The organism is Suipraeoptans intestinalis (genome assembly GCF_034091795.1).
In the GTDB taxonomy this organism is placed as follows: domain Bacteria; phylum Bacillota; class Clostridia; order Lachnospirales; family Lachnospiraceae; genus Suipraeoptans; species Suipraeoptans intestinalis.
In genome coordinates this window covers 14,449-37,238 of record NZ_JAXFXH010000008.1, presented here as the reverse complement: position 1 = coordinate 37,238, position 22,790 = coordinate 14,449, and the positions used below count along the sequence as shown (strand labels likewise).

Annotated in this window: 22 protein-coding genes and 1 riboswitch; of the genes, 4 read left to right on the top strand and 18 right to left on the bottom strand. The window is 49.3% G+C overall.

What is annotated here, in order from left to right:
• Nucleotides 1–35 precede the first annotated feature (35 nt).
• From SOW26_RS02675 to SOW26_RS02590, 18 genes are all read right to left on the bottom strand, one after another.
• Nucleotides 36–1,439 carry an ABC transporter ATP-binding protein gene (locus tag SOW26_RS02675; RefSeq protein ID WP_320651837.1) on the bottom strand — a complete coding sequence of 468 codons (1,404 nt, stop codon included), beginning with the start codon at nucleotides 1,437–1,439 and terminating at the stop codon, nucleotides 36–38.
• Entirely contained in the window at nucleotides 1,432–2,145 is a 714-nt protein-coding gene (locus tag SOW26_RS02670; RefSeq protein ID WP_276960229.1) for an energy-coupling factor transporter transmembrane component T, read from the bottom strand. The genes SOW26_RS02675 and SOW26_RS02670 overlap by 8 nt, the downstream gene beginning before the upstream one ends.
• A 4-nt stretch (nucleotides 2,146–2,149) precedes the next feature.
• Nucleotides 2,150–2,743 carry an MptD family putative ECF transporter S component gene (locus tag SOW26_RS02665; protein ID WP_276960228.1) on the bottom strand — a complete coding sequence of 198 codons (594 nt, stop codon included), beginning with the start codon at nucleotides 2,741–2,743 and terminating at the stop codon, nucleotides 2,150–2,152.
• Between the two features lie 366 nt (nucleotides 2,744–3,109).
• Nucleotides 3,110–4,486 (bottom strand): MATE family efflux transporter, encoded by a 1,377-nt coding sequence (locus SOW26_RS02660; RefSeq protein ID WP_235899406.1) that lies wholly within the window; start codon nucleotides 4,484–4,486, stop codon nucleotides 3,110–3,112.
• Nucleotides 4,487–4,510: 24 nt separating this feature from the next.
• Complete coding sequence (ispD, locus tag SOW26_RS02655) at nucleotides 4,511–5,221, bottom strand: 2-C-methyl-D-erythritol 4-phosphate cytidylyltransferase (protein ID WP_154478031.1); 711 nt, start codon at nucleotides 5,219–5,221, stop codon at nucleotides 4,511–4,513.
• Between the two features lie 220 nt (nucleotides 5,222–5,441).
• Nucleotides 5,442–6,482 carry a tRNA (adenosine(37)-N6)-threonylcarbamoyltransferase complex transferase subunit TsaD gene (tsaD, locus tag SOW26_RS02650; protein ID WP_276960227.1) on the bottom strand — a complete coding sequence of 347 codons (1,041 nt, stop codon included), beginning with the start codon at nucleotides 6,480–6,482 and terminating at the stop codon, nucleotides 5,442–5,444.
• 9 nt (nucleotides 6,483–6,491) lie between these two features.
• Nucleotides 6,492–7,400, bottom strand: coding sequence for a ribonuclease Z (locus SOW26_RS02645; RefSeq protein WP_154478027.1), 909 nt, complete (start codon nucleotides 7,398–7,400; stop codon nucleotides 6,492–6,494).
• Complete coding sequence (rimI, locus tag SOW26_RS02640; RefSeq protein WP_320651836.1) at nucleotides 7,394–7,900, bottom strand: ribosomal protein S18-alanine N-acetyltransferase; 507 nt, start codon at nucleotides 7,898–7,900, stop codon at nucleotides 7,394–7,396. Before rimI ends, SOW26_RS02645 begins: the two co-directional genes overlap by 7 nt.
• 58 nt (nucleotides 7,901–7,958) lie before the next feature.
• On the bottom strand, nucleotides 7,959–8,993 hold the full coding sequence (locus SOW26_RS02635) for a threonine aldolase family protein (RefSeq protein ID WP_276960225.1): 1,035 nt from the start codon (nucleotides 8,991–8,993) through the stop codon (nucleotides 7,959–7,961).
• The gene (gene tsaB, locus SOW26_RS02630) at nucleotides 8,974–9,711 is read right to left on the bottom strand and encodes a tRNA (adenosine(37)-N6)-threonylcarbamoyltransferase complex dimerization subunit type 1 TsaB (protein ID WP_154478021.1); all 738 of its coding nucleotides are present in this window, start codon (nucleotides 9,709–9,711) and stop codon (nucleotides 8,974–8,976) included. Before tsaB ends, SOW26_RS02635 begins: the two co-directional genes overlap by 20 nt.
• Nucleotides 9,699–10,124 (bottom strand): tRNA (adenosine(37)-N6)-threonylcarbamoyltransferase complex ATPase subunit type 1 TsaE, encoded by a 426-nt coding sequence (tsaE, locus tag SOW26_RS02625; RefSeq protein WP_276960223.1) that lies wholly within the window; start codon nucleotides 10,122–10,124, stop codon nucleotides 9,699–9,701. Before tsaE ends, tsaB begins: the two co-directional genes overlap by 13 nt.
• An 88-nt stretch (nucleotides 10,125–10,212) precedes the next feature.
• Nucleotides 10,213–10,743, bottom strand: a complete 531-nt coding sequence (locus SOW26_RS02620; protein WP_320651835.1) for a YcxB family protein — start codon at nucleotides 10,741–10,743, stop codon at nucleotides 10,213–10,215.
• A gap of 39 nt (nucleotides 10,744–10,782) precedes the next feature.
• The gene (locus SOW26_RS02615) at nucleotides 10,783–11,409 is read right to left on the bottom strand and encodes an ECF transporter S component (protein WP_276960222.1); all 627 of its coding nucleotides are present in this window, start codon (nucleotides 11,407–11,409) and stop codon (nucleotides 10,783–10,785) included.
• 232 nt (nucleotides 11,410–11,641) lie between these two features.
• Nucleotides 11,642–11,767, bottom strand: a riboswitch (FMN riboswitch).
• A 45-nt stretch (nucleotides 11,768–11,812) separates the two neighbouring features.
• Entirely contained in the window at nucleotides 11,813–13,123 is a 1,311-nt protein-coding gene (locus tag SOW26_RS02610; protein ID WP_276960221.1) for an InlB B-repeat-containing protein, read from the bottom strand.
• A gap of 227 nt (nucleotides 13,124–13,350) precedes the next feature.
• On the bottom strand, nucleotides 13,351–15,324 hold the full coding sequence (locus SOW26_RS02605) for a discoidin domain-containing protein (protein WP_276960220.1): 1,974 nt from the start codon (nucleotides 15,322–15,324) through the stop codon (nucleotides 13,351–13,353).
• A 104-nt stretch (nucleotides 15,325–15,428) separates the two neighbouring features.
• Nucleotides 15,429–15,737, bottom strand: coding sequence for a hypothetical protein (locus SOW26_RS02600; protein ID WP_320651870.1), 309 nt, complete (start codon nucleotides 15,735–15,737; stop codon nucleotides 15,429–15,431).
• A gap of 458 nt (nucleotides 15,738–16,195) precedes the next feature.
• Nucleotides 16,196–17,065, bottom strand: a complete 870-nt coding sequence (locus tag SOW26_RS02595) for a YitT family protein (protein WP_154477999.1) — start codon at nucleotides 17,063–17,065, stop codon at nucleotides 16,196–16,198.
• 44 nt (nucleotides 17,066–17,109) lie between these two features.
• Nucleotides 17,110–19,275, bottom strand: coding sequence for a Tex family protein (locus tag SOW26_RS02590; RefSeq protein WP_276959993.1), 2,166 nt, complete (start codon nucleotides 19,273–19,275; stop codon nucleotides 17,110–17,112).
• Nucleotides 19,276–19,456: 181 nt separating this feature from the next.
• Between SOW26_RS02590 and SOW26_RS02585 the strand changes: the two genes are divergently transcribed.
• The 4 genes from SOW26_RS02585 to SOW26_RS02570 all read left to right on the top strand — a co-directional run bounded on the left by SOW26_RS02585 (nucleotide 19,457) and on the right by SOW26_RS02570 (nucleotide 22,770).
• The gene (locus SOW26_RS02585) at nucleotides 19,457–20,059 is read left to right on the top strand and encodes a TetR/AcrR family transcriptional regulator (protein ID WP_276959988.1); all 603 of its coding nucleotides are present in this window, start codon (nucleotides 19,457–19,459) and stop codon (nucleotides 20,057–20,059) included.
• Between the two features lie 14 nt (nucleotides 20,060–20,073).
• The gene (locus SOW26_RS02580) at nucleotides 20,074–20,994 is read left to right on the top strand and encodes a diacylglycerol/lipid kinase family protein (RefSeq protein WP_276959989.1); all 921 of its coding nucleotides are present in this window, start codon (nucleotides 20,074–20,076) and stop codon (nucleotides 20,992–20,994) included.
• Nucleotides 20,995–21,128: 134 nt separating this feature from the next.
• A complete protein-coding gene (locus SOW26_RS02575) occupies nucleotides 21,129–21,893 on the top strand; it encodes a glycerophosphodiester phosphodiesterase (protein WP_320651834.1) in 765 nt (254 codons plus the stop codon).
• A gap of 208 nt (nucleotides 21,894–22,101) precedes the next feature.
• Nucleotides 22,102–22,770, top strand: a complete 669-nt coding sequence (locus SOW26_RS02570) for a phosphatase PAP2 family protein (protein ID WP_276959991.1) — start codon at nucleotides 22,102–22,104, stop codon at nucleotides 22,768–22,770.
• Nucleotides 22,771–22,790: the final 20 nt, after the last annotated feature.

Here is a 22,790-nt window from a genome sequence, read left to right as displayed (position 1 = left end):
ATTTGATTCAATTATATTGTATCAAATATAAAAAGTCAACACTTTTTCTCTTTGACAAACTCGTATATCCGTCCCCCACAGGTTCGGATCAGTTCATAGTCGTGGGTAATGACCAAGACCGTCCTGCCTTCTTTTTCCATTTCTCTCAAATATTGAACGATCTGCAGCATCTTTCCTTTGCAAAGTCCGCTGGTGGGCTCATCCAGCACTACCACCGGTTTCTCTGACAGTGCCGTCATCCCCAGAAGCAGCCGCTGTTTCTCTCCTCCCGACAGGCTCTGCGGATGCAGCTCCCGTTTTTCCAGCAGCCCCAATTGTCTTAGAACCTCTTCTTTTTTCCTCTTGTCTTTGCTCACGATCGATATCTCCTGCCAGACCGATTCGGTAAAAATCTGATAGTTGACGTCCTGCATGACCATAGCCATAAACTGATAGTGCCTTTTGATGGGCGTTCCCCGATAGAGCCCTCTTCCCCTTCCATGGATCAGTCCGGAAAGTTGTTTTACAAAGGTAGTTTTTCCCACCCCGTTTTCCCCGATGATGAAGTGGATCCCCTGGTCAAATCCCAGACTCAGGTCAAGGATTTTCTCCCCTCGATACGACACACAAAATTCCCGGCAAAGCAGGTGGGCTTTCTCCGTCCGGTACCTCCCCTTCCCCCGGGGATGGATCCTGATCCGCTCCAGATCCTCCAGATCTTTTTCCGTAATCTCTTCCATGGTCCTAAGCCCGTAACGTCTCACGATCTCTCCCAGATTCTTTTCTGCCAGGTCTTTTCCCCGGAACACTTCCATTTCCCCGTCGTGCATCACAGCCAGTCCATCCATGAGATCTTTCAGGTAGTACAGTCTGTGTTCTGCTACCAGGATAATCTTGCCTGCCGCTTTCAGCTGTCTCAGGATTTTTTGCAGCTGACGGATGGATGAATGATCCAATGAAGCAGAAGGTTCATCAAACAAATAGACCTTGTTATCCATGCAGACAGAAGCCGTAATGGCTACCAGCTGCTTTTCTCCGCCGGAAAGTGTAAAAATGTTCCTGTCCAGCAAGTGATCCGTCCCCAGCTCTTTACTGCAGCGCCGGATGGTTTCCCATATTTTTTCTCTTTCCACACAGCGGTTTTCCAGTGCAAACGCCAGTTCATCCGTGGTATTGGTACAATAAAACTGTGTCTTCGGATTTTGAAATACGGTGGAGACCCACCGGCTTCTTTCCCCTATACTTTCCTTCCAAACGGATCTTCCCTCCATCTGGATCTCCCCTTGCAACACAACCTCTTCTTCCCCAATGATTCCATTGACTGCCTTTAGCAGACTGCTTTTTCCGCAGCCCGACCCTCCGCATATCGCGATCAATTCCCCCGGCTCTGCCTCCAGATGAACGCCCCGGAAAATAGCGTCGTCTCCGTAGCAGACAGAAAGATCTTTTATCCTAAGCATACTTCCCCCTTATATAGACGCCTATGACCAGAAGCATGAGTGCAAAAAAGGCATAGTCTATCCCTGTCAGTTTCGTCCCGGAAATGCTGCTCCGTCTTTTTCCCACTTCCATTCCCCTGGTCAGGGCAGAGACAGCCACCTCATCTGCCGTGCGGGTGAGACACATCAAAAGAGGGACCGTCCTGTATTCCAACAGCCGGACAGGATGTACAAGAAGTCTTGCGGTGGTCAGTCCGTGAAGATACATGGCATCCTTTACCTGCCTATAATCTTCGCGCACCGTATAAAAAAATCTTGCCATGACCGTCATAGGGATGACGATCTGATCCGGCAGCCTCATTTTTTTCAGGGCGCACACCAGGTCGCTCATTCCTGTGGTTACAAAAGCATATTTCCCCATCATAATGCCTGGCGCCATTCTTAAAAAGACGACGGTCAGAAACAGAAAAAGCGAAGCCCACACGCCTTTTGCATCCTGCAAAAGAAATTTCTGAACCAGTCCCGCCGCAAGAAGCAGAACCCCTCCCCGAATAGATTCTTTGTAGCGTTTTTCCAGAAACAGAAGCAGATACGGCAACAGCGAAATGGCGATCGCCGCCGCCAGATACGTTTGCTGCAGATTCCCCAGCAGCAGCACATAGGAGATCACTCCCGTCATAAACAGCTTTGTCCGGATGTCGATCCTTTGTCCCAGCCCTTTTTTCACTTTGCTATTCCTCCTTTACCATACCGGCTTTCACAAAGTGTTTTTTCAGGATCCGAATCCCCAGGGTGCAGCCAAGATATGTCCCCATCATCCCTCCCAGCACAATGGGACCCAGCGACCATACGGGCAGTACGCTCATCATTTTTTCTGCATAGGCTCTTCCGTATCCCTGCTGAACCAACTGCTCTATATATTTTTCTCTAGCAATAAAAATGGGGATCCAGTTTCCGACGCCGGAGATTACCGCCACAACAAATGCCAGCCTTGCCCGTTCTATGCTTTTGTATCCTCCGCTCTTCAGCACATACTCGCCCAGCAGACCACCTAGCAAAGCCGTCGGAATCATCCATATGCCGTGTCCCGTGGCCACAAATACCAGCGCTGTCAATATCTGCTGGATAAACAGCATCCCCGGCTTTCTGATCTTGGCGGCAAACAGCATTGCCACCGGCCCCGACAGAAACCCTGCCACAAAAGGCACCATGGGCATCAGAACGGGAATAAATCCCAACATTCCTCCCACAAATGTGAACAGCAGGATCAGGATGGAAAACAGTCCCACATTGATCAGATCTTTTACGTTCAGTCTCTTATTCATCACGTCTTTCCTCCACTTTTTACAATACGCTTCCTTTCCTGTTAATAGTTTTATTGATATTGATTCTCATTCTCTTTTGTATTGTATCGGAATCTCTTCGGATTGTCAATTCAGAATCTGTTTTTCGTCTGCAGCAGCCAACTCCTGGAGAATGTCTGTTTTCGGCATCCGTATACACACCTGCCTTTTGAAGGAAACAGCGGTCTCTAAAAAGAAAAATGACCAGAACATCCGATCCGGTCACTTTTCTTTCTTTTCTTCTTTTTTATAGATACACGATAGATTCTCCTCCATCGTCGCATATAAACATACCATAGGTTATCCTCCACCGTCGAGGCTTCCCTCACGCTTCGCAGGCTTCTTCCCTCACATACATTTCACAGGCTGTCTGCTTCTTCTGTACCACCAACTCCCTCCTGCCGTTACCAGGATCTCCGTCACCGGAAAGGCCAGCCAGACTCCCCTCATCCCACCTGCTGCCGCCAGGAGGAACGCCATGGGAATGATCAGGATAAACCCTCTGAGCAAAGAGATCACATGAGCGGGCCGCACCTGTTCTGTAGCAGTATAGTACATGGACAGTAAAATGTTCGTCCCTGCAAAAGCAGACGCCAGAAAGTACAGCCGCAGTCCTTCTTCCGCCATCTGTTGGAGCTGCACATTTCCGTCTTTGTTAAACGCGGCTGTGATCTCTTTTGCATACAGGCAGATTCCCAGATATCCAAGGGCTGCGATCCCCCCTGCCACCTTACACCCCAGTGACAGCACTCCTTTGACCTGTTTGGTCTTCCCCTGTCCGTAATTGCGGCTGAATACAGGCTGGGCTCCCTGGGCGATCCCGTTAAACACCGAGAGCATGATCAAAGAAAGATTGGCAATGATCCCATAGGCAGCCACTCCCAGGTCCCCCTGCAGCCGAAGCACGATTCCATTTAGCACCAGGATCACCATTCCGGAAGACAGTTCTGCTACGAAAGTGGGAAATCCCCCGGCAGCAATGCTTCCGATCAGTTCTTTTTTTAAATGCAGAGCCGTCAGATGAAAGTTCTGCTTCTTTGGAAGAAACAGTCTGATCGTCACGATCCCGATTCCCAGAACCGGTGCGATCCCCGTGGCAAGCGCTGCTCCGAACATCCCCAGTTTGCATGGAAAAATGAAAAGATAATCCAGTATCACATTGGAAATGCTGCCGGTCAGCATCGCCGCCATGGCAATTCTGGGAAACCCGTCATTTTTTGCAAATGTTGTCAGAACACTGTTTAGCATAAACATGGGAGCAAAAAACAGAATCACCTGCAGATAGATCCGGCTTGTATCAAATACTTTCCCCGTCGCTCCCAAAAGTCCTGTAACTTTCCCGCTTCCCCAAAGGCCGACACCCACAAAAACCAGTGAGATGAGAAGCGTCAAAAATACCGCATGCGTAAAGACCTCATCTGCATTTTTATCCTTCTTCTGACTTTTTAAAATGGAATAGCGGGTTCCGCCTCCAATGGCGATCATCATCCCGATTCCGTAAATACAGCCATAAACAGGCAGCACCAGATTCAGCGCCGCAAGTCCTTCCGCCCCCATTCCCCGGGCAATGAAAAAGGTATCTGCAAAAATATAAAAAGAAAGACCAAGCATCCCCAGCACATTCAAAGAGGCGTACCTTAAAAATTCCAGCTTGGCCGCTTTGGATTGGCAGTCCCCTGCCCCTTCAGACATCTTGCTCTTTCTCTTTTGTTCTCTTGTATCCATGCTTCTCCTTTTTGTCAGATTCTGCTACTTCGCTTTCAAAAAAACGTCCGCCACCTCCAGATCCTCTGCTGTCGTGACCTTGATATTACGATAGGAACCTTCAAACACCTTCACACGTCTGCCGCTTTCCTGTTCTACCACCATCGCGTCATCTGTCACCTGGATCTCTTTTTTTTGCAGCAGACTTTCATATGCCCGGAAGATCAGGGAATACGAAAAAATCTGAGGAGTCTGTATCGTCCATACCCGGTCTCTGGGAGGGGTGGTCTGTGCCGTCAGATCCTCTCCCACCAGCTTCACCGTGTCTTTGCTGGGCATCCCTGCCACGCAGGCTCCCCACCGTTCGACTGTCTCATAGCCTCTTTCCAGGATCTCTTCCGTCAAAAACGGTCTGGCTCCGTCATGGATCAGGACATAGCCTTCTTTTTCCCGGACATGCGCAAGCCCTTTCCATACCGATTCATATCGTTCTTTCCCTCCGGGAACCACTGCCGTTACTTTGGAACACTGATAGCGCTCCACGATCCGGGTTTGAACCCACTCTATATCTTCTGCTCCCACCACCAGGATGATCTGACAGATCAAGGGGGATCGCTCCAAACATTGCAGGCTGTAGGCGATCAGCGGGTGCCCGCCTACTTCCAGATATTGTTTTGGCCTGTCCGCTCCCAATCGCTTCCCCTGCCCTGCCGAGAGAAGGATGGCTGTACATGGTTTTCTTTCTTCTGCTTCCATCTGCTCACCTGCTATTTTGCTGAATCTCCTGCGTTTTTATATGTTTCGTACATGTTTAGGTGTCCCGTATGCTTTTTTATATATTCTGTGCCTTTGTATATCCTGTGCGCCTGTATGTGTGGCACACGTTTGTACCTTCTGCGTGCTTTGATGAATCTCTGCACGGTTGCATCCTCTGCGTCCGTTTTCACCTGCTCTTAAATCCCACTTATCGTATCTTTCAAGAAAGATCCCTGGAATCTCCCAGCTTTAAATTCGGCACCGCATTCAGATCCCAGCCGTGGCGGACGCCTTTTTGGTACTCATAATAAGCCGCTGTCCCGATCATGGCTGCATTGTCTGTGCAGTAAATGGGCGACGGGCAATAAAACTCCACCTGGCGTTTTTCGCAGGCATCCTTTAATCCTTCCCGCAGCGCCCGGTTTGATGCCACTCCGCCTGCCAGCGCAAACCGTTTCACCTGATACCGGGAAATGGCTTCCATGGCGTTTCCGATCAGTACATCCGTCACCGCTTTCTGGAAAGACGCCGCCACATCTGCCTGGCAGAAAGCCTCTCCCTTCATCTGACAGCCATTGATATAGTTTAACACTGCCGATTTTACCCCGCTAAAGCTGAAATCCAGAGGGGCATCCTCCACCTTCGCCCTGGGAAATACGATCGCATCCGGATTTCCTTCTCTGGAAACTCTGTCGATCTTAGGTCCTCCCGGGTATCCCAGTCCAATGGCTCTTGCCACCTTGTCAAAGGCTTCCCCCGCCGCATCGTCTCTGGTTCTTCCCAGGATCTCATAGACTCCGTAGTCCTTTACCTGCACCAGATGGGTGTGTCCTCCCGACACCACCAGGGAAAAGAAAGGCGGTTCCAAGGTGGGATGTTCGATAAGGTTGGCGGCAATATGCCCCTCGATGTGATGGACTCCTACCAGCGGCTTGTCCGCTCCATAGGCAATGGCTTTCGCCGCGGACACGCCTACCAGAAGCGCTCCCACAAGTCCCGGTCCGTAAGTCACTCCCACTGCCGTGATCTCCTTTATGGTCAGCCCTGCCTGCTTCAGCGCCTGTTCGATCACCTGATTGATCCGCTCCACATGCTTTCTGGATGCGATCTCCGGCACCACTCCTCCATAGAGTGTATGCAAGTCGATCTGGGAAGAGATGACGTTCGACAGCACCTCTCTTCCATTTTTTACTACGGCCGCCGCCGTCTCATCACAAGAACTTTCTATCGCCAGTATGATAACATCCTTTTCGTTTTCCATAATGCTCCTCTAATCCTCAAAGACCAATTCTTTGGTTCTTCCGTCTTTTGCCGCGATGGCATTGGGAAATATCTCCCGTACTTCCTCCATATAGTCCTCCGGCCTTGTCAGGGACGGGCTGTAATGTGTCAGCCATAACTCTTTTGCCTCCGCCTTTTTTGCCAGCTGCGCCGCCTCATAAAAAGTCATGTGCTTGTATTCTCTCGCCTTTTTTTCTTTCTCTTTCTCTCCGTACATGCCTTCGCAGATAAACAGATCCGCCTCTTTTGCATTGTTCCAGATGGCGTCTACCGGTCTGGAATCCGTGCAGTATGTCACTTTTAATCCTTTTCTTTCCGGACCCAGAACCATATCGGGAGTATACCTTTGCCCTTCTGCTTCCACCGTCTCGCCTTTTTGCAGGATTCCCCAGTACTTCTGCGGAATTTCCGCCATTCTTGCTCTCTCCACGTCAAATTTTCCCGCCCGGTCTATCTCTACCGAGTAGCCCAGACAGGTTACATTGTGGCTGACACGGAATGCTTTCAGCCGGTAGCCGTTCAAAGACAGCTCCGATTCCGGCTCCGTCAGTTCTATAAATCGGATGGAAAAAGGAAGCTCCGGCGCGATCACCCGCAGGGCGTTCACGACTCTTTCCAGCCCCTTCGGTCCGATCAGCGTCAGAGGTTCTCTCCGGTCTGCATTTCCCATCGTCAGCAAAAGCCCCGGCAGTCCACTGATATGATCTCCATGATAATGGGTAAAGCAGATCACATCAATAGGTTTAAAACTCCACCCCTTCTCCTTGATGGCGATCTGTGTCCCTTCTCCGCAGTCGATCAAAAGACTGCTTCCATTGTAGCGGACCATCAGAGACGTCAGCCACCGATAGGGAAGCGGCATCATACCGCCGGTTCCCAGCAAACATACATCTAACATTCTTTTCCTCCCAGTATCTTCTTCATGCAGATCCCATCCTCCTTCGGATGGTCATAAAACCCTCTGCGAATTCCTTCTTCCTGAAATCCTGCCCTGTGGTAAAAACTTCTGGCAGGTGCATTGCTCTGCCTGACTTCCAGATACAAGGCTCTTACACCCTTGTCCCGGCAGGCCTTTTCCAGGGCTGCCAGCAGAAGCTTCCCCCTGCCTTTCTGCCGATACCTCTTATCTACAGCCAGCCGCACCAGGTCTCCCTCGTCCAACACGGTACAGACGATCCCATATCCCACCAACTTCTTTTCCGGCTGTTTCTCCCGCTCTTTTGTCAGCCAGAGTCCCAGGGAGATCACCCGGTCCTGCCCTGCCATTTCCGCCAGCCCCGAAAGCGTCCAGTTGTCCGAAAAAATCTGTTCTTCCAGCTCTGCCACCCATCGAAGCTCTTCCTTTTTTAGTTCTGCGATCCGGATCCCTTCCGGATCCGGTCTTTCCATCCATTCCATCTGCTTTTTCTTGCCTTCTTTTTCATTTCTTATTTCCGGATCATGCAAGGGGTCTTCCTTAAAGAGCCTCTATGTCTTCCACCAGTTGGCGGATGGCTTCTTCTGTTGTCGCCCAACTGGTACAGAACCGGACAGCGCTCTTTCCTTCTCCCATTTCTTCCCAAAAAGTAAATCCATAAGTTTCTTCCAGTTTTTTCCGGTCTTTTTCGGGAAGAATCGGAAACTGTTGATTGGTGTAGGAATCATAGCGAAGGGAATAGCCCTTTTTCAAAAAGGCAGCTTTTAGCAAAAGCGCCTTTTCTACCGCCTCTTGGGAGATCCTAAAATACAGTTCATCGGTGAACAGCGTATCAAACTGCAGACCAAGCAGCCGCCCTTTTGCAAGAAGCGCCCCTTTTTGCTTTATGAGATAGCGAAAATCTCTGGCAAGCTCAGGACGGGTAATCACCAGCGCCTCTCCAAACAGGGCTCCCACCTTCGTTCCGCCAATATAAAACAGATCCGTCAATCCTGCAATGTCCGCCAGCGTCAGCTCAGATGCCGGAGACGTCAATCCATAGCCCAGTCTGGCCCCGTCCAGAAACAGAGGAAGTCCTCTCCTGCGGCAGACTGCCGACAACTCCTCCAGCTCTTTTTTGGTGTATAGGGTTCCGCACTCTGTCGGATGAGAGAGATAGACCATGCCCGGCTGTACCGTATGCTCCCTGCTCGCATCCTTCCAGTGTCTGTCACAGACCTCTTCCACCTGTTTTGCCGTCAGCTTCCCATCCTGCTCCGGTACCGTCAGCACCTTATGTCCCAGCGCCTCGATCGCACCTGTTTCATGTACCTGAATGTGCCCGGTGTCGGCTGCGATCACTCCCTGATGCGGGCGCAGCACCGATCCGATCACCGTCAGGTTCGTCTGGGTGCCTCCTACGAAAAAGTGTACCTCCCCCTCTTTCAGGGCGCATTGTTCCTTGATCTTCTGTGCTGCCTGCCGGCAGTATCTGTCCTCTCCATAGCCTTCCGTCTGCTCCATATTGGTTTCTGCCAATCTTTTCAACAGCAACGGATGTGCTCCCTCTCCGTAATCATTTTGAAATCGGATCATGCTCCCTCTTCTCCTTCCTTTCCCGCTCTGCCTGAGACAGCCTCAGGTAATCCGGCCTGAAATCTGCCGCGCTGACCGCCTTTCCTTCTTCCAGGCAGGTCAGTCCCAGAATGCCGACGGATGCCGCCCTCTGCCGGTTCAGATGTCCGGGCGCCAGACGGATCTGCAGTCCCTCTTTCTGCCACTGTTCCAGGATTCCCCGAAAAACAGGAACTCCGTCTCCCAGAAATGTCACGCATTTATGCTGCTGCTTCAGTTGCTCTCCCAGCTTTTGGATCTCCAGTACGTCCTGCTTCCGGATCGTCTGAAGCTTCCCTTCTTTTATCTCATAGATTCCGGTATAGACCTGTCCGCGTCTGGCATCCATGATGGGACAGATCAGACCGTCGCTTCCCCACAGATTCCATGCCAGCCCTTCCAGGGTCGGAACCGGAAGAATGGGAATGGCAAGAACCGAGGCCAGCCCTTTTGCCGTAGCGGCTCCGATACGAAGCCCCGTAAAGGATCCCGGCCCTGACGCAACTGCAATGGCGTCCAGAGACGCTTTGTCGATCCCCGGGATCCGAAGCGCCTGGTCGATCATGGGAAGCAGCGTCTCTGAATGCGTTTTCTTGTAGTGAATCGTAAATTCCGACAAGGTCAGCGTCTGTCCGGCCGTCGCCTCCACAACCGCCACACCGGCCACCAGTCCGGAACTGTCCAATGCTAATATTCGCATATCTGTATCCTCCGATAATCAAATCCTTTTTCCAGATCTTTTTCGATCCGGATCTCCGTGTAGTGCGCGGGGAGAATCTCCCGGATCAGGTCCGCCCATTCGATCAGGCTGACCCCCTCTCCGTAAATGTATTCTTCAAACCCGATCTCGTCCATTTCCTCCACATCCCCGATCCGGTAAACATCAAAATGATAGAAGGGCAAACGCCCTTCTTCATACACCTGCACAATGGTAAAGGTGGGACTGCTGACCGTCTCTGTGATCCCCAATCCTTCCGCCATTCCTTTCGTAAACACCGTCTTGCCTGTTCCCAGGTCTCCTGTCAGAGTAAACACCTGACCCGGTTTTGCCTGACGTCCCAGCGATCTGCCCAGTTCAAAGGTGTCCCGCTCACTTCTGCTTTCCACTTCCATCTATGCGCCCTTCCCTGTCTCCTGTCATTTTTATGTTCCGGCGGCAATGCTTCCGGGGCACTGCCTTTTGTCTCTTACCCGGAAGGCTCTATCCCTGCTTATTCAGGGCTGCCAGCTTGGATGCCGGTATCTTGATCTCCGACGCCGGAAGCTTCCTGCGCAGCAATTCTATCACAGCAGGCAGCTGCTCCTTCACCTGTTCCACCGGCAACAGGATCGCCTGCCGCTTATCATCATAAAGGATCAACACCCGTCCGCGCCAGACTACTCTCCTGAACTTTTTCCAGGAAGCCTTCCCCTGGTCGGCCGCTGTAATGGTCTCTATCCCGTCTTCCTGGAAAATATACCGGATAGGCTCTGTCAGATGCTTCGCCCTTTCCATCTGCTTTTTTACTTTACGTCGGATCAGCCAGGGGAAGATCCCGAAAACCAGGGCTGCCAGCACGAGAAAAATAACTGCCATCCCCCATTTTCCTTTCATCAGGAATGCGATTCCAAAGCTGATATTCAGGATCCCCAGCACCAGGATCACGATCCCGGAACCGCTGGTGTAAATATGGTAGATCATAAAATCTCCCATGCTGTCTCCGTCCATCTTGATTTCTGTCTCGATCGGCATCTTCGTCCCCTCCTTCACTTCCCCCATTATAACACAGATTTACCGCATTCTCAAAATCGGACTGATTTTTTTGTAAATCAAAAGAACAATGGTGGAAATGATCACACCCTTGAACAGGTTAAAAGGCGTCACCGCCAGCAAAATAAAGGTAGACAGCCCTGTGATCTTACCATTGACCTTGCTTCCCATTTCGATCAGCGCTTCCATCGGCATTCCAAAAGCCTTGGCATAGGTAGGCAAAAGAACGAAGGCATTTAGCAGACCTCCGGCTATCGCCATACAGATGGTTCCTGCTACCATCCCCCAAACCGCCTGCTTTCTGGTCTTTTTTCTCTTGTAGATCCAGGCCGCCGGCAGCACCAGACTGCATCCGATGGCAAAGTTGGCCACTTCTCCCACTCCGGCCGTCATGGTTCCCTTCAGGGCAAACTTCAGCAGGATCTTCAAAAACTCGATCACAACGCCTGCCGCCGGTCCCATGGAAAAGCATCCTACCAATACCGGTACTTCACTAAAGTCCAATTCATAGAATGACGGAGCAAACGGAAGGGGGAACTCGAAAAACATCAGCACCGTCGAGATCGCCGCCAGCATCCCGATCTGCGCCATCATCTTTACATTGCTTCTTTTTTCCTGTCCTGCTTTCATTGTAGTGTTTGTGCTCATTTTTTCTCTCCTTTTACATTTGTTTGGTTTGTAAAAGAAATCTCCCAAAGGTTTTCTCCCGCAGGATCCTGCACCTGTGGCGGATTGCTTTTGCGATCCGCTTCCCTGTCGGCGCAGTGAAATCCCGGCGAAGCATTTTTTATTTCACGGGAAATTGCATCCTGTGAAATAAAAAATCCCCCGATCTGTATCGGGGGATCTCATCGTACAATATAGGTAACACTTATAATGCACAATCCTTCTCTCATCCAGACTTTACTGTCGGTTTTGGAATCTCACCAAATCAGCCGCCGTCAAATGACGACAGGTCGCGGACTATACCGCCGGTTGGGACTTGCACCCTACCCCGAAGAATTTCTTTAACTGTTTTCTGCATTCAGTATACCCTATCAGATAGGGTATTTCAAGATGGTATTTTATTTCTTTGCCGTCTTACACCGACAAAGCTGCCTGCCGCTGCCAGCATCAGCGTTACAAGAAGCACGCTGCTGTTGCCGTCTCCTGTTTTTGGTGCTTTCGGTCTCGCAACATGGTCGGGAGCCTTCTTCTGCGTCTTGTTCTCGCTGCCGCCGTTACCAGGTGTAACGATTTTTTCATCACTTTTCTTTTCATAGATCGCATATACGGACAGATCTTCTGTTACTACCGTTTCTCCGGTAAATGCGGTTCCGCTTCCATCGGCTTTTGTATTCCATCCCTTAAATACATAGCCTTCCCTCGTTGGATCCTTTGGCATGGACTGATCCTGCATCACATCCTTGTCAATGGAACTGCCATACTCCACATCCACTACAGCGTATTCCTTCTCTTCGCTTATAAAGGTCACTTTTTTATTCAGCTGCTTTACCTTTAAGGTAAATGTGATATCCTCTTCGTTTTCCACAAAGTCCTTTCCGTCAGGCGTTTGTCGGGTGTAATATACCATATACATCGCCGCATTATATTCCGGGATGATCCTTGCATACATATATCCTCCGGTGTTACCGGCTATCGTATAATTGGTATCGTATTTCGCCTCATTTCCGACGGAAATTCCTTTTATCGTAATTTTCAAAGTGTCATCCACAGATGTGATTTTTTCATGCAATTTTTCAAATGTATCAATCCCTTCTGCAAGCGTGAAGGTCACCCTGACAGAATTTCCGACTTTTTGGATCTTGCTTACTTTGAATACATCCTTAGCGCCCGAAAACACAACCGTAGATCCCTCTACCAATTCATCCGGGAACTTCAAAATCCCTTCCGGCAACGTAAGCGTTGTAATGAAGCTGGACTGCGTTTCTCCCAAATCCACCGGTTTATTTCTTTCGTAGTAGTCTTCTGCGAATTTCAGATAATCTATCGCCTCTTTTATGCTTCTGACATCGAGGGTTCCGGTTACATCCAGTTTTTTGTCCTTCGTTGTCTCATAAACCTTGTCGTGTCCCGTATCTCCCATAATTTCGATGTCGCCCGTCACTTCAAACGGAATCGCCATTCTCGGGAATGGATCCGCTTTTTCTATTTCAGGGATTTCATCCATCCAGGGGATTCCTGCCGTCCACTTTACATCCTTTGGCCACGTCACGGGAGTTCCGTCCTTGTAGTACATGTTCTTAAAAGCCGTCTCCGGCGGAACAAAATCCGCCTCTTTTGCAAAAGCTGTTCCCGGCATCATCGTAAACATGAAACATAGACAGAAAAACATGTACAAAAAACGCCTCTTTTTCCTCATATCCTTTTTCTCCTTTGCTGGTGTTTGTCATAACCTGTCAACACGATAATCTCACTATATATGATTATAGCTACATATATATGTATATGCAAGTGCATTCTTGTCTCAATCGTCTATGTTTTCAGCTATATTTTCAGCACAAAGTGTGTTTCTTTCACAAAATCAGCCCAAAAGTCCACAACCCGAAAACCGGTTGCCGCCTTTCCAGCGCTTTCTTCTTCCTATTCCTATTTTCCTACGGCGATTTGTGCCTCATAGATGGAGTACCCGTACCTGTTATTTCTTTCCAGCCCCTGCATCCTGATGTATTTCCCTATGACCGGTTTAAATTCGATATCCAGAAGTCTATCGGCATTTTGCCCCTTTTCAAAGGATTTTACGGTGGTAAAATTCACTCCGTCATCTGAAACCTGGATCTCAAATCCGGCGTCATATCCACATTCAAAATTTATCTGAAGTCCGGTTATGATGGATCTTGCCGACAATTCAAAGGTGATGCTTTCCCTGTCTTTCCAGTCGCTGGCCCACCTGGTTCTGTCCGTTCCGTCGATCGCCGATGCTGCCTGATAGTTCTTGATGGGATTTCTTTCGTAGCTTGTTGCCGTAGCTGCCGCCGGCCTTACGCTTACAATGTCATGAATAACGATTTCATCACTGGGCGTATAATCGTTTTTGTATTTTAAAGTTGTGATAGAATGCGGCTTTAATTCAACCGAAACACTTCTGTCCTCGTCGATGACTTCCAGGTTTATAGCATCATCCGTAACATTCCCCATCAGAACTGAAATATTCCCCTCTTTGTCTTCCACAACAGTTTTGGGGATATCCAGATCCGATACAGAGCCAATGGACACGGTTCCGGGCTGAACGGTCCTGCTTATTTGCTTTAATACATAGTAGGACGGCTGATAGTAAACGCTGGTTCCGTCCGTCATGACCGGAGCATGGCATTGATTTACCACTCCCTGGGTGGGGCCTCCGTCCATATCCAAAACCAGGTTCCAGTCTATCCAGCTTTTTACCCCATGCTCAAAATCTTTCAGGATATCATAGGTGTATCTGTCCGCCGGTTCGTAGCTTCCAAACCAGGGGCCCTTTTCCTGACACCCTTCTGTCGCGTGTAAGTCTATATCCGGATACTTTTCCCTGATTACATCCAGGGAATAAAAGTCCTCTGACCACATAGGCTTTCCCGCGATTTCATGCCAGATATCTCCCGCATACCAGTGGAAGGCGATCCCGTCAATGTATTTCCTCGCATTGGGATTCCTCAGCACCCCATCGTTGAATTTGATAAATCCGTCCTTGTGCATAGGGTCATTCCCCTTATCCCAATCCCAGATCAAAAGTTCCGGATCCAGTCCGTTTTTTTCCAGGGTCGGTCCCAGATAATTGGACACAAAGTCAACGGTCTGATCGATGGTCCAGGTCGCGGCCTCCCACTTCGGGTTGTTCTGACTTTCATTCTGCATGGAAAGGGAATACACATCAATCCCCTCTTCCTTGTATGCCTGAATGTATTTCACAAAATAATCCGCATAGCTCTGATAGTATTGCGGCAGCACCGAGTTATCAATGATGCCCAGTCCTGCCGTACCGGTCTGTCCTCTTCGGATGCCTGACTTCTTCATCCAGGCCGGCGGTGCCCAGGGAGCGGCAAAAAATTTTACATCCGGTCTTCTTTCCAAAATCCTATGTAAAGCCGGTATGATATAATCCCTATCTCCCTGTATATTGAATGCTTCCAGGTTTTCATCCGGATAGGTCGTGTCATTGTAGCTGTACTGCTTCACCGAAAAATCGGCAGACCCGATGCTGGATCTCGTCAAGGAATAGTTTGCTCCCTCCTCGCCAAAATAAGCGTCAAAAATCTCTTCCTGCTTTTCGGGACTCAGCTTGGCAATATTATAGGCAGCAGACTCTGTCATAGCTCCGCCGACGCCTAAAAATTCCTGCCTTTTGTCATTCCTGTTTACTTTCAGATAATTCTTATAGACTGCGGCATCCGCTTTCTTAAAAGACAGGTTTTCCAGCTGTCTGTACCGGTCCCCTGCTGAAGAGCTTACGATAACCTCCGCCTGTCCATACCCGCTTTCCACTTCCTGCTGTCCGTTTTCAGCCCTGACCGCAGCAGGTACTGAAGCTGCCATGATACAGGCTGATAAACCGATCGCCATCAATTTTGAAAAATTTTTCCCCATAAATTCCTCCTGAAATAGATGCTCACTACAGTTCCAACACAATACATAAGCAAGTTGTGCTTCTTTTATATATGGGCTTATTATACAATTTTTATTGATGTTTTTCAATATTTTTGTGTGATAGTGCTAAAATTTATCAAAAGAAAGAGCAGATTCCAAAGAACCTGCCTTTTCGTGATATATGTAGATAGTATCATCCCTATATCAATCGCAATTTCCGATTTTCCCACCGAAAATTTTCTCCTCCTGTATGCTTTATCATCTGCATCTTCATAAAAATGCGACTCCTGCTCTTTCACAGGCTTAAAATCTTCATTAACAATTGTCGACAAGTCTTCTCTTGTCGGACTTTCCATAGTAGCTACTCTTCGTGCATGATTCATTACCAGATCATCATATAAGTTTTCTTCTATGAAATCAGGTGAACTCTCACAGCTTCTTTTAGCCTGGCATTTCCCTTCTCCGTTTTCCTTCCAACTCCCTGCGATAAAATGAATCTTTCTGCCCTAAAACATATCTCAGGACATCCGGAGCATTTTCCCCTTCTATAAAAAATCGCATAAAAACAAGCGACAACGGCACACCCCTCCCGGATGTGCTGCTATCGCTTCTCTCTAGGCATCTATGATACTTACAAAATATAACAGAGTATTTATTTACCTGTCTGTCTGTCTGTCTGTCTGTCTGTCTGTCTGTCTGTCTGTCTGTCTGTCTGTCTGTCTGTCTGTCTGTCTGTCTGTCTGTCACGATTATTTCAGATGGCATTTTACCTGTCAACCTCACACGTTATTTTCTCCATTGTACCATATTTTCTTTCATTTGTCTTTCCACTTATACAGGAAAATCTGTATAAAAATTTATCTGTCTCTTTTTATTTCCCCTCGTAATACCGTTCCATGCTAAAGCCTCTTCCTCTTACTTCATTGATCTGGGTAATGGTAATAAAGGCTTTCGGATCTATTTTTTGTATCATTTCGTTGATGGAGTACAGCTTCCGGTTGGGAACGACACACAGCACTCCCTTTTGCTCCTCCTGCCCGTATCCGGTCTCGATCCGTACCATCGTCACTCCTGCGTCCATCTCTGTCAACACCTTCTGTCTGATGGCGTCATACTTTTCTGAAATGACAAAAAGCTGGATCTGCGACTTTCCAAACAGCATCACCCGGTTGACCACCAGGCTGGTGATCAGAAGGTTCAGGATTCCGTACAGGATCTGTTCCCCGTTGGAAAAAAAGATCTGCACGCCAAGGACGGTAAAGTCTACCACATAAAGCAGTACCGCCACCGACAGGTGTGTCTTCTTGTTTAAGACCAGTGCAAGAATGTCTGTTCCTCCGGTGGAAGCGCCCACCCGGACGATCATGCCTACCCCCAGTCCCAGAAGCAGTCCTCCGTAAAGAGTCGCCAGCATCATATTGTCTGTCAGGCCGGTAATCCCCGGGATCATCTGTACCAGCGACAGAGAAAGGGGATACAAGAATGTACTCAGCAGCGTACTCAGGGCAAATTTCTTTCCCAACACGGCCGCCCCCAGGATGAACAACAAAATATTGACGCCCAAAATGATCACAGAAAGGGGCAGTCCCGTATAATGCTGAATGATCAGACCGATTCCGGTAGCGCCTCCCATAATGACTCCGTGCGGTACCAAAAATGCGACGACGGTCACCGCCAATACCAGATTGCCAATGATAACGCCTGCCAGCGTTTCTATGATTTTTCTGTTTTTTCCTCTCATACTACCCTTCTTTCCCGGATCTTCTCCCGTCCTTTGCCATTTTTCTAGGAAATTCCCTTCATGGTCAATTGGATCCTTTTTCGTTTCAGATCCACTGACAAGACTTTGACATCCACGATATCCCCTACGCCGACAACCTCCAGCGGGTGTTTTACAAAACGTTTGTCTGTCAGCTGTGAAATATGCACCAATCCGTCCTGATGTACCCCAATGTCCACAAACACGCCAAAATCAATCACGTTTCGCACCGTACCCTTCAGGAGCATTCCTTCTCGCAAATCCTCCATATCCAGCACGTCTGTCCGTAAAATAGGCTTTGGCATCTCCTCCCGGGGGTCTCTGGATGGCTTCTTCAGCTCCCGGATAATGTCTGCCAGCGTAACCTCCCCCACTCCCAGCGCTTTGGCTTCCGCTGCCACGTCGGTGATCGTCAGTGCATCCCCCAGTCCTTTTCTTTCCTGGAAGCATTCTTTTTTCAGTCCCTTTTCTTTCAGAAGCGCCTCCACGATCCCGTAAGATTCCGGGTGGACGCTGGTAGCATCCAAAGGCTCCGTTCCTCCAAAGATCCGCAGAAAGCCTGCGCACTGTTCAAACGCCTTCGGCCCCAGCTTCGGAACTTTCAGCAGCTCTTTCCGGTTCCGGAACTTTCCTGTCTTTTCCCTGTATTCCACAATGTTTTTTGCCAGAGTCCCGGAAATTCCCGAAACGTAAGATAAAAGGGAGGCCGACGCCGTATTCAGGTCTACGCCTACTTTATTTACGCAGTCTTCCACCACACCCTCCAGGGCTTCTCCCAGCTTTTTCTGGTTCATGTCATGCTGATACTGTCCCACTCCGATAGACTTGGGGTCGATCTTTACCAGCTCAGCCAGAGGGTCCTGCAGCCTTCTTCCAATGGAGATGGCGCTTCTTTGCCCCACATCATACCCCGGAAATTCCTCGGTAGCCAGCTTGCTGGCGGAATAAACCGACGCTCCCGCCTCATTGACGATCACATACTGTATCTGTCTGCCAGATTCCCCCAGCGTCTTTAAAAATTCTACCAGGAACTGTTCCGATTCCCTGGACGCCGTTCCGTTCCCCAGAGAGATCAGCGTGACCTGATGCTTTTGGATCATCTGTTTCAGCATCCGCTTGGCCTGCTCCGTCTTTTGCGGTGTCGTGGGCGCTGTAGGAAAGATCACCGCCGTATCCAGTACCTTTCCCGTAGGATCCAGCACCGCCAGCTTACATCCGGTGCGGAAGGCCGGGTCCCAGCCCAGTACCACTCTCCCCTCAATGGGAGGCTGCATCAAAAGCTGTCCCAGATTCTTTTTAAAGACTTCCATGGCTCCGTCCTCGGCTTTTTCCGTCAGGCTTCCCCGGATCTCCCGTTCGATGGCCGGTCCTATCAGCCGCTTGTAGCTGTCTAGGATCGTTTTTTCCAGCAGGTCTTCCACTTCCCGGTTTTTGGTCCTGACGATCTGCTTCTTTAAATACTGCCGGATCTCTTCTTCGGGCGCCTGCATCTTGACCGTCAGGATCTTCTCTTTTTCCCCTCTGTTCAGCGCCAGGATCCTATGGCCTGCAAGCTTCTCCACCGGCTCTGCAAACTGATAGTACATCTGATAGACAGACTCTGTTTCCTCTCCCTTTGCCTCTGACGTGACGGCTCCCCTTTGTCCCGTCCTTCTTCGGATCCAGCTACGAAACGCCGCGTCCTCCGACACCTTTTCCGCCAGGATATCCATCGCTCCCGCCAGAGCGTCCTCCTCTTTTTCTACTTCTTTTTCCTTATCTATGTAAGCTTCTGCCAGTTTCTTCAGTGACGGGATGCTGCCCTGCTCCCACAGGATCTGCGCCAGCGGCTCCAATCCCTTCTCTCTGGCAATGGTAGCCCGAGTCCTTCTTTTGGGGCGATAAGGCAGATACAGATCTTCCACGGCCACCAGCGTCTCCGCCCTTTGGATCTGCGTCTGCAGTTCCTTCGTCAGCTTTCCCTGTTCTTCAATAACTGCCATCACTTGTTCTTTCTTTTCCTCCAGGTTGCGCAGGTAATTCAGCCTCTCATGCAGGTTCCTCAGCTGTTCGTCATCCAGAGTCCCGGTGGCCTCTTTTCTGTATCTGGCGATAAAGGGGATGGTGTTTCCTTCGTCGATCAGCTTGACTGCCGCCTCCACCTGCCACTGTTTTACCTGCAATTCTTCTGCTATTTTTTTGTTGATCTCCATCTCTTTTCCCCGACTTTCCATCTGCTTTCTTTTCACTCTCAGCATGATACAGTATAACAAAATCCCCCTCCTTTCCGCAACTGCAAACTCCCTTTGCCTTCCTCTTATTTTCTTGAAAACAAGAGCGTAATCTGTTATACTTTCCACATAAATTTATGACATTTCAGAAGGGAGTCCCGCTATGACTCAGGACACAGGCGTGCTGTCCAAGCAACAGCGCAAATCCAAAGAAACAAAATCCAAGATCTTTCAGGCAGCCAGACAGATCCTGCAAAGAGAAGGCTACGAAAGGCTGTCCATAAAAAACATCTGTGAGGAAGCCGGCGTATCTAACGGAAGCTTCTATCACCACTTCAAGACCAAGGATGATCTGCTCTCCTACTATATTGAGGAGCAGCCCAGTATCGACCCGGACCGCCTGGAGGCTCCTTCCTCTGCCTGGGAGATCAAGGAAGCTGTGATCCATGTGTATCTGAACTATGTCCACTACTGCAAGGAGCTGGGCGTCGAGTTTATGAGCAGCTACTATACGCCCAAAAATCAATCCTTAAATCCCCTCATCCGCACGGAACGTCCTTACCCCATCGTTACGGTTCACAATTATCTGCAAAAGGCCATAGACGCCGGGATTTTTTCTCCTCGTATTCCTTTAGAGGAGATCACCACCGATATCCGTATGATCGTGATCGGCAATGTGTTTGAGTGGTGTCTGAAAAACGGACAGGCCGACTTTGAAAAAAATATGCAGCGGAGTCTGGATACTTATCTCAGCGGACTCCTTTAAAAGAAAGGACTATTATGATTACTTTTATTGTCAACCCCAACGCCAGATCCGGCCTGGGAAGTCGGATCTGGAAGCAGATCCAGCAGATCCTTCAGGAAAGAAAGGTACAGCATCAGGTGTTTTTTACCAAATACCAGCATCATGCCTCCCGGATCGTTTCCCAGATCACTTCCGATGGAGACTCCCATACTCTGATCGCCCTGGGAGGCGACGGTACCATCAACGAAGTCATCAATGGGATCACCTTTCTCGACAGGGTGACTCTGGGCTATATCCCTATTGGTTCCGGCAATGATTTTGCCAGAAGTCTGAAGCTTCCCTCCGATCCTGTTACTGCGATCGAATATCTGCTGAAGCCCTCCCACTTCACCAACATGGATGTGGGGGTTCTTTGGCATGGCAATAAAAAAAGGCGCTTTGCCGTCAGCACCGGGATCGGTTTTGACGCCAGCGTCTGTCACGAAATGGCCGTTTCTCCTTTAAAGCTGCTGTTAAACAAGCTGAAGCTGGGAAAGCTTGCCTATGCGGGGATCGCCGTTCGCAGGATCGCTGCCCTGATCCCGCAGGATGTGGAACTGGTTGTGGACGGTCACAAAACGCTCGGCTACAAAAACGCTTTTTTTGTGGCAGTGATGAACCAGCCCTATGAAGGTGGCGGCCTGAAATTTTGTCCCAGGGCAAACAGCCACGACCGCAGATTAAATGCCCTTATAGTTTCAGACATGTCAAAATTAAAAGCGCTGTTTCTGCTTCCGCTTTCCTTTCACGGGCTTCACACCCCTTTCCGGGGCGTCTCCCTTCTTTCCTTCCAGAACCTGGAAATACGGACACAGACGCCGCTTCCCCTCCACACCGATGGAGAGCCGGTCTTTTTGCAGAAGCAAATAAAGGTTTCCCTGGAGCCGGAAACTCTCCGGGTCATGACTTTGGTCTAAGCCCCGGAAGCTTCTAAATGTTACAAAAAATGTTGTAAGAAGGTTATTCCTCTATGAAGTACTTGATTTTGTTTTGTTGTATCGGGATTGTCTACCTGTTTTTTCTACTCCCCCGTCTTACTACCCGAAAAGTTATGAAAAAATTTTCAGGCACTCTTTTCGCCCACAGAGGCTATCACTGCGCAGAAAAAGGTGTTCCTGAAAATTCCCTGCCGGCTTTTCAAGCCGCTATTGACAGAGGGTACGGGATCGAACTGGACGTGCATCTGACCGGGGACGGAAAGCTTATCGTCTTCCATGACGACACATTGGATCGGATCTGCGGCGTTTCCGGGATGCCGGAAACCATGACGTGGGCAGAGCTTTCTCGCCTCTCTCTTTCCGGAACTTCTTATAGGATTCCCCTTCTTTCTGATGTTTTGGCTTTGGTGGACGCCCGGGTGCCTCTTCTGATCGAGCTGAAGATCCCCACGTCTTCCCTGGCCATCTGCAGAGCCTGCCTGCCTCTGCTGGAAGCTTATCCGGGGGATTTTTTTGTTCAGTCCTTTCACACCATGGGACTGCTCTGGTTCCGTTTCCATGCTCCCCATATTTTGCGGGGGCAGTTGTCCTGCAGACTCAATTCTCCCCATGACCGGGAGTCCTGTATCCTGCGCTTTCTGGTGCGTCACCTCCTATGCAATCTTCTTGGCAGACCGGATTTCGTGTCCTATAAGATGGCGCACCTCCCCTCTGTATCGGTCACCATCCTGCGAAAGCTGTTTGGCCTTCCCATCGCCGTATGGACGCTTCGGACCTCTCAGGCTCTTTCCTATGGGCGCAGGCATTTCGATATGCAGATTTTTGAGGTTCCTGCTGCGGAATATCCTTCCTCGCCGGAAGCTTCCTCCCGGTCGTAGCCGCAGCTCCTGACAGGCTGCCGTCCCCTGAGATTTGGCCCCCGCTCCCTGTGAAAATCTGCCATAGATTTCTTTCAAATCCTTTTTTCTATTGGAAAAATATGAAGAAACCATGAAGAAATCCTGAATACGGTTGTTGATTCCGGGGTTTCATGTTATAATTCCCCTAAATTTAAAACAGTCTTATAGAGCGGAAGGAGTTTCGAGCATGAGCGAGCCAGCTTTCTGGAAGCAATTACTGAAAAAGTACAAGCATGCCTGGGTCTTTCTCTACAGCTTTATTTATATACCGTGGTTCTTTTATCTGGAAGGCAGGACTTCCATCCGGTATCATGTGATCCACTCTGCCTTAGATGATCACATTCCTTTTGTAGAGTATTTTATTGTCCCATACCTGTTGTGGTTTTTGTTGATTGCTTCTGTTATTTTGTATTTTTTCTTTACAGACAAGGATTTATTTTACCGTTTGACCGGATTTTTATTTGTGGGGATGACTTTGTTTTTGATCATCTGCACGATTTTTCCCAATGCCGTAAACCTGCGTCCGGACGTGTTCCCCCGGGACAATGTGTTTACCTCCGTTGTGCGTCATTTGTATCAGGCGGATACCTCTACCAATGTACTGCCCAGTATCCATGTGTTTAATTCCCTGGGCGTCTGTATTGCCACCCGACACAGTCAGGCGCTGCGGAAAAAACCCGTAATCAGCTTTGGAATTTATCTGCTGTCTTTCTTGATTATTTTGTCTACTATGTTTTTGAAGCAGCATTCTGTCATCGACGTTGTAGCCGCCATCGGGATGGCCTGTATCATCTATCCCTTTGTCTATGTCACCCAGGAAAAGAAAGCAGTGAGTTTATCTCAGCAACCTACATAATTTTTATCAAAGGGAGGATT

What these genes read in the sequence shown, in the direction of transcription:
- SOW26_RS02675 (WP_320651837.1), bottom strand. Translation starts at nt 1,439, where the DNA reads ATGCTTAGGATAAAAGATCTTTCTGTCTGCTACGGAGACGACGCTATT.
- SOW26_RS02665 (WP_276960228.1), bottom strand. Translation starts at nt 2,743, where the DNA reads ATGAATAAGAGACTGAACGTAAAAGATCTGATCAATGTGGGACTGTTT.
- SOW26_RS02660 (WP_235899406.1), bottom strand. Translation starts at nt 4,486, where the DNA reads ATGGATACAAGAGAACAAAAGAGAAAGAGCAAGATGTCTGAAGGGGCA.
- ispD (WP_154478031.1), bottom strand. Translation starts at nt 5,221, where the DNA reads ATGGAAGCAGAAGAAAGAAAACCATGTACAGCCATCCTTCTCTCGGCA.
- tsaD (WP_276960227.1), bottom strand. Translation starts at nt 6,482, where the DNA reads ATGGAAAACGAAAAGGATGTTATCATACTGGCGATAGAAAGTTCTTGT.
- SOW26_RS02645 (WP_154478027.1), bottom strand. Translation starts at nt 7,400, where the DNA reads ATGTTAGATGTATGTTTGCTGGGAACCGGCGGTATGATGCCGCTTCCC.
- rimI (WP_320651836.1), bottom strand. Translation starts at nt 7,900, where the DNA reads ATGGAATGGATGGAAAGACCGGATCCGGAAGGGATCCGGATCGCAGAA.
- SOW26_RS02635 (WP_276960225.1), bottom strand. Translation starts at nt 8,993, where the DNA reads ATGATCCGATTTCAAAATGATTACGGAGAGGGAGCACATCCGTTGCTG.
- tsaB (WP_154478021.1), bottom strand. Translation starts at nt 9,711, where the DNA reads ATGCGAATATTAGCATTGGACAGTTCCGGACTGGTGGCCGGTGTGGCG.
- tsaE (WP_276960223.1), bottom strand. Translation starts at nt 10,124, where the DNA reads ATGGAAGTGGAAAGCAGAAGTGAGCGGGACACCTTTGAACTGGGCAGA.
- SOW26_RS02620 (WP_320651835.1), bottom strand. Translation starts at nt 10,743, where the DNA reads ATGCCGATCGAGACAGAAATCAAGATGGACGGAGACAGCATGGGAGAT.
- SOW26_RS02615 (WP_276960222.1), bottom strand. Translation starts at nt 11,409, where the DNA reads ATGAGCACAAACACTACAATGAAAGCAGGACAGGAAAAAAGAAGCAAT.
- SOW26_RS02610 (WP_276960221.1), bottom strand. Translation starts at nt 13,123, where the DNA reads ATGAGGAAAAAGAGGCGTTTTTTGTACATGTTTTTCTGTCTATGTTTC.
- SOW26_RS02605 (WP_276960220.1), bottom strand. Translation starts at nt 15,324, where the DNA reads ATGGGGAAAAATTTTTCAAAATTGATGGCGATCGGTTTATCAGCCTGT.
- SOW26_RS02595 (WP_154477999.1), bottom strand. Translation starts at nt 17,065, where the DNA reads ATGAGAGGAAAAAACAGAAAAATCATAGAAACGCTGGCAGGCGTTATC.
- SOW26_RS02590 (WP_276959993.1), bottom strand. Translation starts at nt 19,275, where the DNA reads ATGGAGATCAACAAAAAAATAGCAGAAGAATTGCAGGTAAAACAGTGG.
- SOW26_RS02585 (WP_276959988.1), top strand. Translation starts at nt 19,457, where the DNA reads ATGACTCAGGACACAGGCGTGCTGTCCAAGCAACAGCGCAAATCCAAA.
- SOW26_RS02580 (WP_276959989.1), top strand. Translation starts at nt 20,074, where the DNA reads ATGATTACTTTTATTGTCAACCCCAACGCCAGATCCGGCCTGGGAAGT.
- SOW26_RS02575 (WP_320651834.1), top strand. Translation starts at nt 21,129, where the DNA reads ATGAAAAAATTTTCAGGCACTCTTTTCGCCCACAGAGGCTATCACTGC.
- SOW26_RS02570 (WP_276959991.1), top strand. Translation starts at nt 22,102, where the DNA reads ATGAGCGAGCCAGCTTTCTGGAAGCAATTACTGAAAAAGTACAAGCAT.